This is a genomic window from Brevundimonas sp. TWP1-3, from assembly GCF_049896085.1.
GTDB lineage: Bacteria > Pseudomonadota > Alphaproteobacteria > Caulobacterales > Caulobacteraceae > Brevundimonas.
Map to the genome: position 1 here is coordinate 160,861 of NZ_JAFCTP010000001.1, position 17,361 is coordinate 178,221.

The 17,361-nt window shown below is 67.0% G+C and carries 16 protein-coding genes; 5 read left to right on the top strand and 11 right to left on the bottom strand.

Translation table 11 applies throughout. The features are described from left to right. The first annotated feature begins 20 nt into the window (after positions 1–20). Together ACP693_RS00900 and ACP693_RS00905 are read left to right on the top strand one after the other, a co-directional pair. The gene (locus ACP693_RS00900) at positions 21–968 is read left to right on the top strand and encodes an ABC transporter ATP-binding protein (RefSeq protein ID WP_426016122.1); all 948 of its coding nucleotides are present in this window, start codon (positions 21–23) and stop codon (positions 966–968) included. After that, a complete protein-coding gene (locus tag ACP693_RS00905; protein WP_426016120.1) occupies positions 965–2,323 on the top strand; it encodes an ABC transporter permease in 1,359 nt (452 codons plus the stop codon). The genes ACP693_RS00900 and ACP693_RS00905 overlap by 4 nt, the downstream gene beginning before the upstream one ends. 229 nt (positions 2,324–2,552) lie before the next feature. Here the strand turns inward: ACP693_RS00905 and rpsU are convergent, their stop codons facing one another. Beyond that, a complete protein-coding gene (gene rpsU / locus ACP693_RS00910) occupies positions 2,553–2,813 on the bottom strand; it encodes a 30S ribosomal protein S21 (RefSeq protein ID WP_135195633.1) in 261 nt (86 codons plus the stop codon). Positions 2,814–3,000: 187 nt separating this feature from the next. Here rpsU and ACP693_RS00915 point away from each other — a divergent pair, with 187 nt between their 5' ends. Beyond that, the gene (locus tag ACP693_RS00915; RefSeq protein ID WP_426016118.1) at positions 3,001–3,648 is read left to right on the top strand and encodes a COQ9 family protein; all 648 of its coding nucleotides are present in this window, start codon (positions 3,001–3,003) and stop codon (positions 3,646–3,648) included. Between the two features lie 517 nt (positions 3,649–4,165). On the opposite strand, the gene ACP693_RS00920 is transcribed toward ACP693_RS00915, so the two are convergent. After that, the gene (locus ACP693_RS00920) at positions 4,166–5,248 is read right to left on the bottom strand and encodes a 5-(carboxyamino)imidazole ribonucleotide synthase (RefSeq protein ID WP_426016116.1); all 1,083 of its coding nucleotides are present in this window, start codon (positions 5,246–5,248) and stop codon (positions 4,166–4,168) included. Continuing rightward, complete coding sequence (purE, locus tag ACP693_RS00925) at positions 5,249–5,740, bottom strand: 5-(carboxyamino)imidazole ribonucleotide mutase (RefSeq protein ID WP_426016115.1); 492 nt, start codon at positions 5,738–5,740, stop codon at positions 5,249–5,251. Between the two features lie 183 nt (positions 5,741–5,923). Here purE and ACP693_RS00930 point away from each other — a divergent pair, with 183 nt between their 5' ends. Next, entirely contained in the window at positions 5,924–6,487 is a 564-nt protein-coding gene (locus tag ACP693_RS00930) for a GGDEF domain-containing protein (RefSeq protein ID WP_426016113.1), read from the top strand. A 22-nt stretch (positions 6,488–6,509) separates the two neighbouring features. Here the strand turns inward: ACP693_RS00930 and ACP693_RS00935 are convergent, their stop codons facing one another. From ACP693_RS00935 to ACP693_RS00945, 3 genes are all read right to left on the bottom strand, one after another. Then, complete coding sequence (locus ACP693_RS00935; RefSeq protein ID WP_426016111.1) at positions 6,510–8,312, bottom strand: autotransporter domain-containing protein; 1,803 nt, start codon at positions 8,310–8,312, stop codon at positions 6,510–6,512. Positions 8,313–8,422: 110 nt separating this feature from the next. Further along, positions 8,423–10,315, bottom strand: a complete 1,893-nt coding sequence (gene serA, locus ACP693_RS00940) for a phosphoglycerate dehydrogenase (protein ID WP_426016109.1) — start codon at positions 10,313–10,315, stop codon at positions 8,423–8,425. Positions 10,316–10,436: 121 nt separating this feature from the next. After that, positions 10,437–10,976, bottom strand: a complete 540-nt coding sequence (locus ACP693_RS00945; protein WP_426016107.1) for a hypothetical protein — start codon at positions 10,974–10,976, stop codon at positions 10,437–10,439. Positions 10,977–11,200: 224 nt separating this feature from the next. On the opposite strand from ACP693_RS00945, the gene ACP693_RS00950 reads away from it, so the two are divergent. Continuing rightward, positions 11,201–12,124, top strand: a complete 924-nt coding sequence (locus ACP693_RS00950; protein ID WP_426016105.1) for an Hsp33 family molecular chaperone — start codon at positions 11,201–11,203, stop codon at positions 12,122–12,124. 37 nt (positions 12,125–12,161) lie between these two features. Here the strand turns inward: ACP693_RS00950 and phoB are convergent, their stop codons facing one another. From phoB to pstC, 5 genes are read right to left on the bottom strand one after another with little or no spacing between them, the layout of a single operon-like run. Beyond that, positions 12,162–12,854 (bottom strand): phosphate regulon transcriptional regulator PhoB, encoded by a 693-nt coding sequence (gene phoB, locus ACP693_RS00955; protein ID WP_135195153.1) that lies wholly within the window; start codon positions 12,852–12,854, stop codon positions 12,162–12,164. 20 nt (positions 12,855–12,874) lie between these two features. After that, positions 12,875–13,600, bottom strand: coding sequence for a phosphate signaling complex protein PhoU (gene phoU, locus ACP693_RS00960; RefSeq protein WP_346496427.1), 726 nt, complete (start codon positions 13,598–13,600; stop codon positions 12,875–12,877). Between the two features lie 4 nt (positions 13,601–13,604). Beyond that, positions 13,605–14,555 carry a phosphate ABC transporter ATP-binding protein PstB gene (gene pstB / locus ACP693_RS00965; protein WP_409715866.1) on the bottom strand — a complete coding sequence of 317 codons (951 nt, stop codon included), beginning with the start codon at positions 14,553–14,555 and terminating at the stop codon, positions 13,605–13,607. A gap of 4 nt (positions 14,556–14,559) precedes the next feature. Beyond that, positions 14,560–15,864 carry a phosphate ABC transporter permease PstA gene (gene pstA / locus ACP693_RS00970; protein ID WP_426016103.1) on the bottom strand — a complete coding sequence of 435 codons (1,305 nt, stop codon included), beginning with the start codon at positions 15,862–15,864 and terminating at the stop codon, positions 14,560–14,562. Further along, complete coding sequence (pstC, locus tag ACP693_RS00975) at positions 15,857–17,287, bottom strand: phosphate ABC transporter permease subunit PstC (protein ID WP_426016101.1); 1,431 nt, start codon at positions 17,285–17,287, stop codon at positions 15,857–15,859. Before pstC ends, pstA begins: the two co-directional genes overlap by 8 nt. Between the last annotated feature and the right edge of the window lie 74 nt (positions 17,288–17,361).

Here is a 17,361-nt window from a genome sequence, read left to right on the forward strand (position 1 = left end):
GCCACAGTACGGGGGGCGATATGGCGGCGTTGACGCTGGATGGCGTGAACAAGCGGTACGGCGATTTCGACGCCGTGCGGGATTTGAGTTTTCAGGTCGAGAAAGGGGCGATCTGCGGCTTTCTGGGGCCGAACGGGGCGGGCAAGACCTCGACCCTGCGGATGATCCTGGGCCTGCAGCCGGCGACGTCGGGGCGGATCGAGATCCTGGGCGCCGACGACGGACGCAAGGTGCGCGACCGGATCGGTTTCCTTCCCGAGGAACGCGGCCTCTACAAGAAGATGACCCCCGTCGAGGCCATCAGCTTCTTCGGCGCCCTGAAGGGCCTGCCGGTCGCCGAAGGCAAGAAGCGCGCGAAGGCCATGCTGGAGCAGCAGGGGCTGGGCGCAGCGCAGAAAAAGAAGATGAAGGAGCTGTCCAAGGGGATGGCGCAGAAGGTGCAGTTGATCGCCTCGGTCGTGCATCAGCCCGAGTTCGTGATCCTGGACGAGCCCTTCTCGGGTCTGGACCCGATGAACCAGCAGGGCCTGGAGGCCATGATCCGCGACCTGGCGGCGAACGGCGCCACGGTCCTGTTCTCGACCCATGTGATGCAGCACGCCGAACGGCTGTGCGACAAGGTCGTGCTGCTGGCGCGCGGTCGCAAGGCGTTCGAGGGCACGGTGGATCAGGCCAGGGCCACCTCGCCCCGCTTCCTCGATCTGGAAGGCGCGATCAGCGCGCAGGCCGCCGCCGCCCTGCCCGGCGTGGCCGGCGTCGAGACCCTGTCGGATGTGGACGGCGTGCGGCGGTTGAAGATCGCCCTTTCCCCCGGCGCGGGGGGACAGGAAACATTGAAAACGGCCTTCCTGAACGGTCTGGACGTGCGCGGCTTTGCGTTGAAGGAAACGACGCTGCACGACGCCTTCATCGGCCTGACCGGCGACCATCCCGATCAACCCGCTGCACCTGCGGAGGCCGCCCGATGAACCGCACCCTGCTGATCGCGCGACGCGAATATGTCGCCTATGCGAAGACCGTAGGCTTCTGGCTGTCGCTGCTGGCGTTGCCGCTGTTCGCCGTTCTGGGCGGGGGCATTCCCCTGCTGATCCGCTCGGCCGAACCGATCAAGGCGGTGGCGGTGATCGAGGAAGGGCCGGCCGCGACGGGCTTGGCCGCCGCCGTCCGCGCCTCGTTGCAATCCGATCTGGATCGCCAGAACGAACGCCTGCGCGAGGCCGCCGAAAAGGGTCAGGTCGGCGCCGGTCGCGCCGTGGCCTCCATCAGCGGGCCCAAGATCCGCCTGGTCGCCCCCCCGTCCGCCATCGCCGATGCGACCGGCCCGGCGCGCGACGCCGCCATCAAGGCCGCGCTGGACAAGGCGGCGCCCAAGGACCGCCGCCTGGACGCCGTGGTCTTTTTGAACCGCGTGGACGGCAAGCCCGCCGCCCAGGTGTGGACCGCCCGCGCCACCGACAATGACGTGTCCAGCTTCGTTCGCACGGCCCTTCGCGACGCGCGACGCACCGAACTGCTGACCGCCGCCGGCGTCGCGCCGGCCATGGCGCAGGAGGTCCAGAACTTCCGGCCCGAGGTGAAGGCCTTCTCGCCCAACGCCGCCAGCGGGGGCGAGGTGTCGATGCGCGATCGGATTCCGTCGTTCATCGGCCTGGGTGTGGGCTTCTTGCTGTGGTCGCTGGTCATCACCGGCGCCTCGATCCTGCTGAACAGCGTGATGGAGGAGAAGTCGAACAAGATCCTGGAGGTGCTGCTGTCCTCGGCCTCGGCGACCGAGATCCTGACGGGCAAGGTGTTGGGCGTGGCGCTGCTGACCCTGACGGTCATGGGCGTTTGGGGTGGAATCGGGACGTTCAGCCTGCTGTCGGCCTCGCCCGAGACGGCGGCGACGATCGGCCAGGTGCTGCTGCACGACGGCCTGATCTTCTATTTCATCGCCTATATGGTCGGCGGATACCTGATGTATGCCGTGCTGTTCGCAGCCATCGGCGCCTTCTGCGAGACGCCGCGCGACGCCCAGACGCTGATGGGGCCGATCATGATGATCCTGGTCGTGCCGATCCTGGTCATGCAGATGGCCCTGACCAGCCCGGACGCCCCGGTGGTCAAGGTGTTGTCGTGGATTCCCTTCTTCACCCCCTTCCTGATGAGCGCCCGCGCGCCCAGCGATCCGCCGCTTGTCGAGGTGATTCTGACGCTGGTGGGCATGTTCGCCACCGCCGCCCTGATGGTCTGGATCGCGGGGCGCGCCTTCCGCGCAGGGGCGTTGTCGGACGTGAAGCTGAGCTGGAAAAGCTTCGGCCGGGCGATCACCGGGCGGACGTAGGGGCGCGGATCCGTCTCCTCCCTATCGCGCAGCGATGGGGAGGTGGCGCGGCGCATCTTCGCGCCGTGACGGAGGGGCTCTTCACCGCATCACAGGCGCCTGTGGGATACCAAGAGCCCCTCCACCCCGCTACGCGCGGTCCCCCTCCCCGCTTCGCGGGGAGGGGACAAAGAAAAAGGCCGCTTCCCGAAGGAGGCGGCCTCAAATCTTTTTGGCTTACGCAAGGATATTACCGGCTGCCGCCACCGGCGCCAGCGCCGGGAACGCGCGGCTTCGGCGCGGGCAGCAGGCCCTCGCGCTGCATGCGCTTGCGGGCCAGCTTACGGGCGCGACGGATCGCCTCGGCCTTTTGACGGGCGCGCTTTTCCGACGGCTTTTCGTAATGCACGTGGCGCTTCATTTCACGGAAGCTGCCTTCGCGTTGCATCTTCTTCTTTAGGGCTTTGAGCGCTTGATCGACGTTATTATCGCGAACGAAAATCTGTACCAGGTTGAACTCTCCTTTGGCCGCCCGCCGCGTCCTGTAAGGGAGACGGGCGAACAAAATAAAATCGTCTTCCGAAAGTCGGGCCCTCGGATGAAGGCGCGCTGATACACCAGCCGCCCGCACCTGTCCAGATCGTCGCGACCATTCTTCAAGGCTCGAAACCCCGGCGCGACAGGCGTATGATCAGGCCATGATCGACACGACAGACTGGGCCGACCGGACCGAACAGAGCGTGCTGGACGCCGCCATCGCCCGCGCGCCGGCGCTGGGTTGGAACGCGCGTCTGGTGCGCGAGGCCTGCGAGGCGTGCGGCCTGTCGCGCGGCGACGAGGAACTGCTGCTGCCCAACGGCGCGCGCGATCTCGCCGCCCTGCTGTCACGCCGCCACGACGCGCGAGCTCTGGCGGTCCTGGGCCAGATCGACGCCAAGTCCCTGAAGATTCGCGAGCGAATCGCCCGCGCCGTGTCCGAACGAATGGAGGCCGGCGCCGCCGATCTGGAGGCCACGCGCCGCTGTGCCGCCTTCCTGGCCCTGCCGACCAACGCCGACCTGGGGCTGAAACTGGCCTGGGAGAGCGCCGACCATCTGTGGCGTTGGGCCGGGGACGAGGCGACCGACTGGAACCACTATTCGAAGCGCACCATCCTCTCGGGCATTCTGATCCCCGCCCTGACCATGCGCTGGTTCGACGGCCGCGAGGCGGCGGAAGCCTTCGTCGCCCGCCGCATTGAGAACGTCATGGCGTTCGAAAAGTGGAAGGCGGGCAAGGACTTCGATGCGCCATTCCGAAAGGTCAGCGATGCGCTGAGCCGGATGCGGTATGGGGCGAAAGCCTAGACCTTAGCGGACCGAAGCTCGGCACGATTATCGCGAAGCGCCTGATCGCGACCGGATTGTTGTCCAAGCTGGTAGACCCCGACGCCTAGGATCAGAACCGCGACGCCAAGTGTGGCGCCTGCCACGACGCGTGAGCGGCCGCTGTTTGAATCCGTCCGGTCTGCGCGCACGCCGTAGGCAGCCGCTGACGAACTGATCAGGGCTAATGCCATCGCTATTAAGAACAGGACCATTGAGGTGTTCATGTTCAGACGCTCTTGGTGATTGGGGATCGATTGTCGCGCTCGGCAGCATCTCGTCCCAGGCGCCCACCAAGGTCCACACCGGCGACAATCAAGGCCATGGCGGCCGCGACCAAGGACACGCCGAGAGCGCCGAAAAGCGACGATCGGCGAGGACTCCATGCACTGATCACCCCAGCAGCCGAGGTCGAGACCAGCAGAAGCGCGAGCGAAAGAGCGAGTGACACCGACATGGTTCAACCATGACGCAAGTTGCGTTCAGCGCAACTCAAATATCAGACCGCCCCCAGCACCCTATTCACGTGCGCCATCTTGCGGCCCGGCCGCGCTTCGGCCTTGCCGTAGAGGTGCAGGCGTTCGTCGGACTTGGCCGACAGCTTGCGCCAGTCTTCGACCTCGTCGCCCAGCAGGTTGGTCATTTCGATGCGGGCGTGGGCGGTCGTCGGGCCCAGCGGCCAGCCGGTCACGGCGCGGATGTGCTGTTCGAACTGGTCGCAGACGCAGCCGTCCTGGGTCCAGTGGCCGGTGTTGTGGACGCGCGGAGCGATCTCGTTGACCAACAGGACGTCGTCTCCCAGGTCGAACAGTTCGACGCCCACCACGCCGACATAGTCCAGCCCGTCGAGAATCGCCTCGGCGACGGCGCGGGCGCGGACCTGGGTCTTTTCGTCCACGGCGGCGGGGGCCAGGGTGGTGCGCAGGACGCCGCCCTCGTGCCGGTTCTCGCCCAGCGGATAGACCGACATATGGCCGTCCCAGTCGCGGGCGGCGATGACCGACAGTTCGCGCACGAAGGTCGCCTTGGCTTCCAGAATGGCCGGACGGCCGCCAAGGCTTTCCAGGGCGGCGGGCGCGTCCTCGATGGCGTGGATCCAGACCTGGCCCTTGCCGTCATAGCCTTCGCGGCGAGTCTTCAGCAGAGCCGGCACGCCCAGGGCCGTCAGGCCGACGACCAGATCGTCCAGCGTATCGACGACGGCGAAGGCGACCGTCGGCGCGCCGACGGCGTTGAGAAAGGTCTTTTCGTCCACCCGGTCCTGCGACACGCGCAGCGCGGTCGGCCCCGGCGCGACCAAGGCGCCGGCCTCGGCCAGGCGTTCGATGGAATCGGCAGGGACGTTCTCGAATTCGAAAGTGACCACGTCGGCGGCGCGGCCCAGGGCGGTCAGGGCGTCGGGATCGTCATAGGCGGCGACGATCTGGTGCGCCGAGACGCGGCCCGCCGGGCTGTCGGCCTCGGGGTCCAGAATGACGACGTCGAAGCCCAGGCGCGAGGCGGCCTGGCTCAGCATCCGGCCCAGCTGGCCTCCGCCGATGATTCCGAAGGTCGAACCGGGGGGAAGCGGAAGATCGGGCACTCAGTCCTCGACGGTTTCGGCGATGGAATCGGTCTGGGCGGTGCGGAAGGCGGCCAGGCGTTCCGCCAGCCCTTCGTCGGACAGGGCCAGGATCTGGGCGGCCAGAATGCCGGCGTTGGCGGCGCCCGCTTCTCCGATGGCCAGGGTCGCTACGGGCACGCCGGCCGGCATCTGGACGATGGACAGCAGGCTATCCATGCCCTTCAGGGCCTTGGACTGGACCGGCACGCCCAGAACCGGCAGTTCGGTCATGGAGGCGGCCATGCCCGGCAGATGGGCGGCGCCCCCGGCCCCGGCGATGATGATCTTGTATCCTGCGGCCTTGGCGCCCGTGGCGAACTCGACCAGGCGCTGGGGCGTGCGGTGCGCGCTGACGACCTTGGCCTGCCAGGCGACGCCCAGTTGGTCCAGGCGGTCGGCGGCCAGCTTCATGGTCGGCCAGTCGGACCGGCTGCCCATGATAATCGCCACCGGCGGTGCGGAAGTCGCCATGTCTGTAAGGCCCCTCGCGGAAAGGCGCCCGTTACAGCACGCGGGTGACGCCCGCAACCGCAAGCGGGCGGTTTCAGGCTCACAGGCCCTTATTGTCGGCCTTCAATGTCGGCGGATCACGCTCTACCATCGTTCGACCGCGCGACGCAGACTGAGTCGCGCCATCGGAGCCATCCCTGCGCCGTGACCGACGTGGCCGAACACGACCTGACCGCCGAGATCGAGCGCCTGCGCGTCGAGCTGGAAGCGTGGAAGACGCGCGCCGCCGCCGCCGAGGCCGCCGCCGACCACGATGTGCTGACGCCCGCCTTGAACCGCCGCGGCTTCATCGCCGCCCTGCATAAGACGATGGCCTATTGCCAGCGTCACGGGGTGCCGGCCGTGCTGCTGTATCTGGATATGGACGGGTTCAAGAGCGTCAACGACCGGCTGGGCCATGCCGCCGGCGATGCGGCACTAGTGGCGGTGGCGGAGCTGTTCTTGGCCAATCTGCGCGAGTCGGACGCCGTGGGTCGGCTGGGCGGCGACGAGTTCGCGCTGCTGATGCTGCATGCGGGCTACGACGAGGGCCGGGCCAAGGCGCGCCAACTGTCCGAGGCCCTGAAGACCGAAGGCTTCGTCTGGGATGGACAAAAGACCGAACTGGGCGGTTCGTTCGGCGTGCGCGCCTGGGACGGCCATACCGACGCCGAGACCTGGCTGACCGAGGCCGACGCCGCCATGTGGGTGCGCAAGAAGGGGCGCTGAGGCCCCTCCCCGCACCTTCGGCCTACAGAGGCAGCTTCAGCTGAATGCCGCCCATGTGACTGTCGGCGTGGTCGCCGAAGCGTCCGCGATAGGCCACCGTCACCTTGACCGGTCCCAACGAACCCTCGACGCCGGCCGAGGCCAGGAACTGACCGCCGAACGGATCTTCGATCTCGCGCGACAGCACCTGGGCGGGGTTGTTGTATATGCCGACGCGGACCGGATCGGAGCTGTCGTCCAGGGCGTCACGATAGCCGCCCTCGGCGAACACGCCGAACCGGCCCATTTCGGCCTCGGCGCGCAGGGCGACCTCGCCGGTCAGGGCCTTCACCGTGCGGTCGCCATACTGATACTGGGCCGCGACGCCCTGCTCGTAATAGCCGTCCACGTCGCTTGAGACATAGGCCAGGGCCGCTCGGGGCGACAGGGCGATGCCGCCCATGTCGAACCACATCCCGCCCTGCAGGCGCGCGCCGGTGCTGAGCGCGCGTGTCTCGGCCGTATGGACGATGGGCGCCAGGCTGGTGAGGCGTTCGATGTCGTCGATATTGTCGCGCGCCACACCGACGGCGGCGTTGACGAACAGGTCGCCCGAGCGCCAGCCGCCATAGACGTCCAGGCCGAAGCTCTCGACGTTGAAGTTCAGGGCCTGGCTTTCGACGTCGGTCTTGCGCGCCGTGCCGGCCAGGCCGAAGCGCCAGTTGGCCGAGGGTCCTGCCTCCAGCGCGATCCGCCCGCCCCACCCGTCGCTGGACGATTCGGTTACCGAGCCCCGCGCATCGGTATCGACGCTGTCGATCAAGGCCGCCGTGGTGATCGACACCCCAGCCTCCCAGGCCTCGCGGCCCGACAGGGCCTCGCCGGCGGCGTCCAGGGCATCCTCGCGGTGACGATAGGTCGTCTCGCCCTGCAAGGTCGATTGGGCGCCGATGTCGCCATAGTAGAGATAATCGGTCGCCAGTTGGGCGAGGATCCTATGCCCCGCCGCGGTCGGGTGGACGTCGTCGAAGTAGAAATAGCTGTCGGGGTTCGCGCAGACCGTCACCCCGTTGAAGCACTTCTGGGTGATGTTGGTGATGCCGAACTGGCCCGGATTGGCGGCCAGGGTATCGCTGACCTTGAACAGGTCCATCATGATGATGTTGCTGCCCGGGCGAGCGGCGGCCGTGGTCGTCAGCCCTGTCTGAAGGGCGGTGTTGAAGGTGGTGACGGCGTAGTCAGCCAAGGGCGCCCCCATCGTGCCGCGGAACTGTGGCGTCAGGCTGAGCTTGGGCAGGTTGGTGACCAGGACCGTGCCTGCGCCCGCGCCCGCCACGGTGTTGACCAGGCTGTTGATGTTGGCGGCAGCCGTTGTGGCGACCGGCGTGATGGCGGCGACCGGGCTGGCGGAGGCGCCGGCGGCGGGCAGGCCCTGGAAGATGTCGTTGGCGCCGCCCAGGACGCTGACCAGATCGGTCGAACTGAATCGGCCGCCCGCAGCCGTATAGCGCGACAGCTGGTTCAACATGCCGAACGGCACGCCGGCCGAGGCGTCGGTGCGCGAGCCGCCAAACGCGTAGTTGATGCTGCCCGTGACCGAGCCGTTGAAGTTGGCGGCGTTGAAGCCCAGCAGCTCGACAAACGTCGGCCCATTCGAGAATCGACGGGCATAGGGCGGCGACGGCGGCTGGGTCCCACCCGAGATCAGGAACAGGTTGCCGTTGTCGCTGAGGCTGTCGCCGAACACGACGAGACGGTTGTAGGTCTGGGCCGAGGCCGAGCCTGCAAAGGCGCAGGCGGCGAGCGCCAGAACGGCGACGGCGCCGCCGGTGAGATAGCGTGACATATGAATCCTCCCGCAGCCGTCATGGTTCGCGGCCGTTGGACGAGAGGATGCGCCAGTTGGCGCAGAGCGCAAGATGCCGCAACGTCAGCCTTCGGAGGAAAATCGAACGCCTACTGCAAAGTGCGGAACTTCAACGTGCCCGGCACGGTCTTGAGTTCGCGCAAGGCTTCCGGATCGTAGTCGCGGTCCACGTCGGTGATGACATAGCCGGTGCGCTCGTCCGTCTTCAGGTGTTGCCCCAGAATATTCAGACCCGCCGACGCCAGCGCGCGGTTCAGTTCGGCCAGGACGCCCGGCTGGTTCCTGTGGATGTGCAGGATGCGGTGCGTGCCGGACACCTCGGCCAACTGCACGTTCGGCAGGTTCACGCTGAAGGTGGTGTCGCCGCGATTCAGATAGCCCAGCAACCGTTCGGCCGCGAACTCGGCGATGGCTTCCTGCGCCTCCTCGGTCGAGCCGCCGATGTGGGGCGTCAGGATCATGTTGGGCAGGCCCTGCAATGGGCTTTCGAACGGATCCGCATTGGTGCGGGGTTCTTCCGGGAAGACGTCCACGGCGGCCCCGGCGACGCGGCCCGAATCCATGGCCTGGGACAGGGCGCCGACATCGACGACGTGGCCGCGCGACAGGTTCAGGAACAGCGCGCCTTCCTTCATCCTGGCGAACTGGGCCGCACCGAAGATGTTGGCGTTATCCTTGCGCCCATCGACATGCAGGGTGACCACGTCGCTTTCGCCCAGCAGAGCATCCAGCGAACGCATCCGCCGCGCATTGCCCAGAGCCAGCCGTTCCGACAGGTCGTAGAACAGCACCCGCATGCCCAGGTTCTCGGCCAGCACCGACAACTGGCTGCCGATGGCGCCGTAGCCGACGATGCCCAGGGTCTTGCCGCGCAGCTCCTTGGAGCCCGTCGCGGACTTGTTCCACTTGCCGACATGCATGGCCGCCGACTTGTCCGCCACGTCGCGCATCAGGACGATCATCAGGCCGATGGCCAGTTCGACGACCGAGCGGGTGTTCGAATAGGGCGCGTTGAACACCGCCACGCCGTGATCCGACGCCGCGTCCAGATCGATCTGGTTGGTGCCGATGCAGAAGGCGGCGACGGCCATCAGCCGATCGGCCTCTTCCAGCACCCGGCGGCTGACCGTGGTCTTGGAGCGGATGCCCAAGACATGGACACCCTTGATGGCGGCGATCAGGTCCTCTTCGTCCAGAGCGCCCTTGACCGTCTCGACCGAATAGCCGGCCTCCTCCAGCCGTTCGACGGCGGCGGGGTGGATGTTCTCGAGCAACAGCATCTTCATCCGGCTGCGCGGGAAGGACCAGCGGCCGACCAGGCCCTCGGCATGCAGCACCTCGTCTAACGAGGCAGCCTCGGCGTCGGCGACCTCGACCACAGACGCGCGGCGCGCGACCTCGGTGAAGGCGTAGAAGACGTCGGCGGCCCCGGCGAGCTTGACCTCGGCGTCGTTCCAGCCGTCGCCGATCATGACCACCCGGCCCGACAGGTTCAGGGCGTGGATGGCGGCCGGCTTGCCGTTGGCGTGCGACAGCGGATTGGCGTCGTCCACGCCGATCACGCGATCGTCGGCGTCATAGACCAGGTCGTTGCATAAGATTCGGTCGGGCGGGACACCCAGTTCCTCGGCGACCGGCGCGATCACCTCCCGGAAGCCGCCCGAGAGGATGACGACCTTGCCCTTGTTCTGCTGGAAGAAGTTCAGGTTGCGGCGGACGGACGCCGTCAGATGATCCGATGCCGTCTGCGCCAAAGCCGCGACATCGGCGCGCGTCAGGGGCAGCAAGGCCAGACGACGGCGCAGGGCCTCGCCGAATTCCAGCTCTCCGGCCATGGCCTGATCGGTCAGGGCCGCGATCTGCGCCCGTGTGTCGGCCGCGCCCGGCGCATCGGCCAAGGCGATATCGGCCAGGGCCTCAAGGGTCTCGAAATCTACCAGAGTCGAATCGAAGTCGAAGATCAGTGTGGGGCGCGCGCTCATGGGCGGCGTCTTAGCGGCCTTCGCGCTTGCGGCAAAGCCAAGCCGTGCTGATGATTGGGCTCAGTTGCGCTTAAACCTTGCCGCCCGTCGCGATTTTCACACGGCGGGCGGCAAGAAAATGTCAGAAGCGAACGATGCGGCGCACGCGGCTGTCAGGACGGCGGCTTTCCAGCACGGCCGCGCCGATGGCGGCGGCTATGGTGGCCACGGCCAGGATCGCCCCGCCTTCGCGCGCATGATCGCGAGCATAGGCGCCGGCATCGTCGGCATAACGGCGCGCCGTCTTGCCCTGCTTCTTCAACACCTTTTTGGAGCTCTTGCGGGCCGAACGGAACCATTCATCGGCCCGATCACGCGCATCATAGGCGGCGTCGGCGGCGCGATGGCGTGCGTCGCGTGACAGTTCGCCGGCGCGCTCGCCCGCATCCTCGGCCCGGTGGCGGAAGGCGTCGACGGCGTCATGGAAGCGATCGCGCAGTTCCGACGTATCCACCCATCCGCGCGGGTCGATGCGGGTCTTGATGCGCTGATAACGGGTCGGGCCGCTGCGTTGCGTCAGATAGACGACCGCGACCGCGCCCAGGACGACGGCGGCAAGGCTGCCGGCGGTGATGCCGGGATGTTTGCGAATCTCTTCAATCGGATCGATATCGCGGATCATCGGCGGAACCTCTTCAGTGATTGGCGTGGTGATAGGCAGAGCGACGGCTCCGCTTGAGCCAAAAGAGCGAACCGCGCTGGAAACGGTTCCGTCGTGTTGGCGAGGCAGAACAAATCATCGCGCAGAACGCCTCCCCGCGCCGCAATAGATCAACCCCTTATCATCGGGCCTTCGGGCGCCTAAATAGCCGCGATCCCGAAATGACGTCGCCAAAGGACCTCGCCGTGACCGATCACGCGCCTCACACCCCCGTTTCCGACGATCTGGCCGCCGCGTTCCAGATCGAGGGCTGGCCCGTGCGCGGCCGCCTGGTCCGTTTGGGCGCGACCATCGACAAGATCCTGGCCGCCCACGCCTATCCAGAGCCGGTCGCCGCCCTGCTGGGCGAGGCCTGCGCGCTGGCGGCCCTGATCGGCTCCAGCCTGAAGTTCGAGGGCCGCCTGCTGGTTCAGGCACAGGGCGACGGGCCGGTGCGCTATGTGGTCGCCGACTATGGCACCGACGGCAGCTTGCGAGGCTATTGCCGCTACGACGAGGCCGAGGTCGCCGAGGCATCCAGCGGGTTCGCGCGTCCCGGCGCCCGATCGCTGCTGGGCCAGGGCGTCTTCATCATGACGCTGGATCGCGGCCCCGACTTCGAACGCACCCAGGGGATCACGCCGATCGAGGGCGAGAGCCTTTCGCTGGCGGCCGAGCATTACTTCCAACAGTCCGAACAGGTGCCGACCAAGGTGCGGCTGGCCGTCGGTCAGGTTCAGACCGAGACGGGCTCGCAATGGCGGGCCGGCGGCGCGATGATTCAGATCATCGCCGGCGACGACGCACGCGGCTCCACGGAAGAAGTCTGGGATCGCACCCGCGCCCTGTTCGGCACCCTGGGCGATGATGAACTGGTCGATCCGACCATCTCGCCCGAGACCCTGCTGTTCCGCCTGTTCCACGAGGACGGCGTGCGGCTGGAAGGCGCGCGCGAACTGACGGCCGTTTGTCGTTGTTCTCGCGGCCGCATTGCCTCGGTCTTGGCCTCCTTCGACCCGGCCGAGCGCACGGACATGCTGGAGGATGACGGCAAGATTCACGTCACCTGCGAATACTGCGCCACGGTCTATGCGCTGGACCCCGACGAAGTAGTCGCCGAGCAGATCTGAATTGGAAAGGGCGGCTCCGAGAGCCGCCCTTTTTGTCTCAGCCTTCCAGATCCAGCGAATAGCCCGCCGAGCGGACCGTGCGGATCGGGTTGGCGCTTTCGTCCGCGATGGCCAGGGCCTTGCGCAGGCGGCCGACGTGGACGTCGACGGTGCGGGCTTCGACATAGACGTCCGAGCCCCAGACAGCGTCGAGCAGTTGTTCGCGACTGAACACCCGGCCGGGATGCTGCATGAAGTGGTCCAGCAGGCGGAACTCGGTCGGGCCGAGGTGCACTTCCTGGCCCGAGCGCTTTACCCGGTGCGAGACGCGGTCGATGATGATGTCGCCGTGGTTCAGGCGGTCGTCGGCCAGGCCGGGACGGATGCGACGCAGGACGGCGCGGATGCGCGCGATCAACTCGACCATCGAGAAGGGCTTGGTGAGGTAGTCGTCGGCGCCGGTGTCCAGACCCCGAACCCGGTCGCTCTCCTCGCCGCGCGCCGTCAGCATGATGATCGGCAGGTTGCGGGTCTCGGCCTTGCCGCGGATGCGGCGGCACACCTCGATGCCCGACAGTTTGGGCAGCATCCAGTCGAGCAGGACCAGGTCGGGCAGGCGCTCGTCGATCTGGAGCATGCCTTCCTCGCCGTCGGCGGCGACGGCGACGTCGTAGCCTTCCTTTTCGAGGTTGTACTGAAGAAGGGTCGCCAGCGCGTCCTCGTCTTCCATCACAAGGATATAAGGCTGCACGTCGTGTCTCCGGTCTCGGCTCAGTGCGTCGAAAGGTTTGGCGTCGGATCGGAATCCTCGGCCGTGGGCTGGGCCCGCGGGCGTTCGCCCACGATGTCTTCGCCCGTGATCTCGTAGTGGACGGTCTCGGCGATATTGGTCGCGTGGTCGCCGATCCGTTCCAGGTTCTTGGCCATGAACAGCAGGTGGGTGCAGGCGCCGATCGTGCGCGGATCGCCCATCATGTAGGTCAGCAGTTCGCGAAACAGGGCGTTGTAATGCTCGTCCACCTCGTCGTCGGTCTGCCAGACGGCGACAGCGCGATCCAGTTCCGACGCGGTGTAGGCGTCCAGCACGTCGCGCAAACGGGTGGAGACCAACCGGCCCATCCGTTCGATCGAGCGGGTCAGGGGCTGCATCGGTTCGCCCTCGGCCAGGATCAGCGCGCGCTTGGCGATGTTCTTGGCCAGGTCGCCGGTGCGCTCCAGATCGGTGGCGATCTTCATGGCGCCCAAGGTGCGGCGCAGGTCGCTGGCGACCGGCTGGCGCAGGGCGATCAGGCGGATAGCCTTTTTCTCGATATCCCGGTGCAGGGCGTCGAGCTTCAGGTCGCGCTCGACCACGGCGCGGGCCAGGGCGATGTCGCGCCGGGCGACGGAATCGATGGCGTCCGCGACCTGGGCCTCGGCGAGGCCGCCCATGCGGGCGACCTCCGCCGTGATCTGGTTCAGCTCGTCGCCGTAGGCCTTGACCGTGTGCTGGTTCATCGGATTAGCCGAAGCGTCCCGTGATGTAGTCGAGCGTGCGCCGTTCGCGCGGATTCTGGAAGATGTCTTCCGTATCCCCGGTCTCGACCAGACGGCCCATGTGGAAGAAGGCGGTGCGTTGCGACACCCGCGCGGCCTGGGCCATCGAGTGGGTGACGATGACGATGCAGAACCGCTCGCGCAGTTCGTCGATCAGTTCCTCGATCCGCGCCGTGGCGATGGGGTCCAAGGCCGAGCAGGGCTCGTCCATCAGGATCACTTCGGGGTTCACGGCGATGGCGCGGGCGATGACCAGACGCTGCTGCTGACCGCCCGACAGGCCCATGGCCGACGATTGCAGGCGGTCGGCGACCTCTTCCCACAGTCCGGCGCGCTTCAGGGCCTTTTCGACCACGTCGTCCATCTCGGCCTTGGACGAGACCAGGCCGTGGATTTTCGGGCCGTAGGCGACGTTTTCGTAGATCGACTTGGGGAAGGGGTTCGGGCGCTGGAACACCATGCCGACGCGGGCGCGCAGCAGCACCGGGTCGATGGAACGGTCGTTGATGTCCTCGTCGTCCATCGCGATCCGACCGGTGACCTTGGCCCCGGCGATGGTGTCGTTCATGCGGTTCATCGTCCGCAGGAAGGTCGACTTGCCGCAACCCGACGGGCCGATCAGGGCCGTGACGGTCTTGTCCGGGATATCCAGCGAGACGTCGTAGAGCGCCTGCTTGCCCTCATAGAAGACGGAGACATCGCGCGCGGCGATCTTGATCGGGCCGACCGGCGGGCTGTCCACGACGGTGGCGTTCGACACGGGCGTTGCGTCTTCGAGACGCGGCTCGGCGGCGGCGCGGGCTTTGGACGGCGTGACTTCGGGCAGGACCTGGCCGCCCATGCGCGGGGTCTCGGTCGGATCGACCGGGCCGGCGCCGGACTGGTCTTCGGCGGAGCGGAAAATACGGAATTTCATTCTCTTACCACCGGCGCTCGAAGCGCCGCCTCAGGATGATGGCCGCCGCGTTCATGATGATCATGAAGACCAGCAGGACGATGATCGCCGCGGCGGTGCGTTCGTGGAACGCCCGCTCCGAGGCGTTCTCCCAGATGTAGATCAGCGAGGGCAGCGCCCCGACCGGCTGGTCGATGGCCGCCGGCACGCCAGGCACGAAGCTGACCATGCCGATCAGCAGCAGCGGCGCGGTCTCGCCCAAGGCATGGGCCATGGAGATGATGGCGCCGGTCATGACGCCGGGCATGGCCAGCGGCAGGACGTGGCTGAACACGGTCTGCGTCTTGGACGCGCCCATGGCCAGAGCCGCCTCGCGGATCGATGGCGGCACCGCTTTCAGGGCCGAGCGTGTTGCGATGACCAGGGTCGGCAGCGCCATCAGGGCCAGGACCAGACCACCGACGATCGGACTGGCGCGCGGCAGGTGCATCCAGTTGATGAACAGGGCCAGCCCCAGGAGGCCGTAGACGATCGACGGCACGGCCGCGAGGTTGTTGATGTTGACCTCGATGATGTCGGTCAGCTTGTTCTTGGGCGCGAACTCTTCCAGCCAGATGGCGGCGCCGACGCCCAGCGGAATGGCGATAAGGGCCGTGACCATCAGCATCAGGGCCGAGCCGACCACGGCGCCCAGCACGCCTGCCAGTTCCGGCTGGGTCGAGTCGCCGTTGGTGAACAGGGCGGTGTTGAAGTGCGAGCCTATGACGCCCTCGGTCTGCATCCGGTCCAGCCAGACGATTTGCTGGTCGGTCAGGCGGCGCTGGTCCTCCGGCGTATCCCTGGAGATTTCGCCCTTCAGATACAGGTCGGCGTCGTCGGACAGAGGCACGGCCAGGGGCACGGTCTCGCCGATGACTTCGCTGCGCTTGGAGACCAGGTCGGCGGCGACGAACTTCAGTTCCGACGAGAACAGCCGCTTCATCTGCGCGGCCCTGGTTCCGGCCGCGTCGTCCTGGATGCCCATACGGGCCAACTGCTGCTCGGCGGCCAACTGTTCGAAGTTGGAGCCTTGCGGATAGGCGCGATCGACGCGGGCGGGGTCCATATAGACCGGCACGGTCACCGTATGGGTGTAGAAGGCGGTGTGGCCCTGTTCGACGATGCGGACCAAGAGGACGGCCAGAAACAGCATAGCGGCGGCGATGGCCAGACGGCCATACCATTTGAAGCGGGTTTCCTTGGCGTGCCGACGCTTCAGGCCCGCGCGCAGACGATCCAGCCGCCCCTTGGCGGCCACGCCGTCGATCCGATCGGGGGTCGCGTCAGTCATATTGTTCCCGATAGGTCTGGACGATCCGGTGGGCGATGATGTTCAGCACCAGGGTCACCAGGAACAGGGTCAGGCCCAGGCCGAAGGCCGACAGGGTCTTGGCGCTGTTGAACTCCTGGTCGCCGGTCAGAAGGGTCACGATCTGCACGGTGACGGTCGTCACGGTGTCGAGAGGATTGAAGGTCAGGTTGGCAGCCAGGCCTGCGGCCATGGTCACGATCATGGTCTCGCCGATCGCCCGCGACACGGCCAGCAGCAGGGCGCCTGCAATGCCCGGCAAGGCGGCAGGCAGCAGAACCCGCTTGACCGTCTCGGACTTGGTCGCCCCCATGGCGAAGGAGCCGTCACGCAGCGATTGCGGCACCGCATTCAGGATGTCATCCGACAGCGAAGACACGAACGGGATCAGCATGATGCCCATCACGGCGCCGGCCGTCAGGGCCATCTGGTTCTGCACCAGCGCCAGATACTGGCCAAGTCCGTCCAGCGGCCCACCGATCAGGAACAGGCCAATCTCATTGAAGAAGACCCGCAGCAGCGGCCCCACCGTCAGGGCGGCGAAGAAGCCGTAGACGACAGTCGGCACGCCGGCGAGAATCTCCAGCAGCGGCTTGATCACCGCGCGGGTCGTGCGGCCGGCGTACTCTGATAGATAGATGGCCGAAAACAGGCCGATGGGCGCGGCGACGCACATGGCGATCACCATGATCAGCAGGGTGCCGGCGAACAGGGGCACGGCCCCGAAGGCGCCCGACGACCCGACCTGATCGGCGCGGATGGCGATCTGGGGGCTCCACTGGGTGCCGAACAGGAAGTCGAGGATCGGCACTGTCTGGAAGAAGCGGAAACTGTCGAACGCCAGTGAGGCGATGATGCCAAGCGTCGTCAGGACGGCGATGGCCGAGCAGACGAACAGGGCTCCGTAGATCCAGCCCTCGACACGGTTGCGGGCGCGGGTCTGGGGCTTGATCTGGGTCAGGGCGAACAGGCCGCCCAGGATGGCGGCCAGGATGGCGGCGATCCCGCCGCCCCAGGACAGGGTGCGCTCGATGCGGACCATGCGGCGCGCCTCGACCGGCAGATGCTCGGCCAGCGGGCGCTCCCAGATCTGCAGCGCAGGCTCGCCGCGACCGACGCGGTGGGCGTCGGCGAAGAAGGCGTCGCGGCGGAAGTGTTCCAGAGCGGCGACGGCGTCAGGCGTGCCGACGGCGGTCAGCTGGCGCTGAAGCGGTGCAGAGAAGACCGAGGCCAGGATCAGAACCAGCAGGGCGGGCGCCGCGACCCAGATTAGGGCGTAGGCGCCGTGCTGACCCGGCCGGGAATGGGGTTTGGCGCCGATCGCGCGACGACGCGCAAGCTCGCGTCCGCCGACGAAGGCGGCCGCGCTCAGCGCGATGAGGATCAGCAGATAAATCCAGATCATTCAGAAGTCCGAAGCGCCGTGCGCGAATCGGCGAAGGTCCTGAACATCGGGACCGACGCGGCGCGACTACTGCC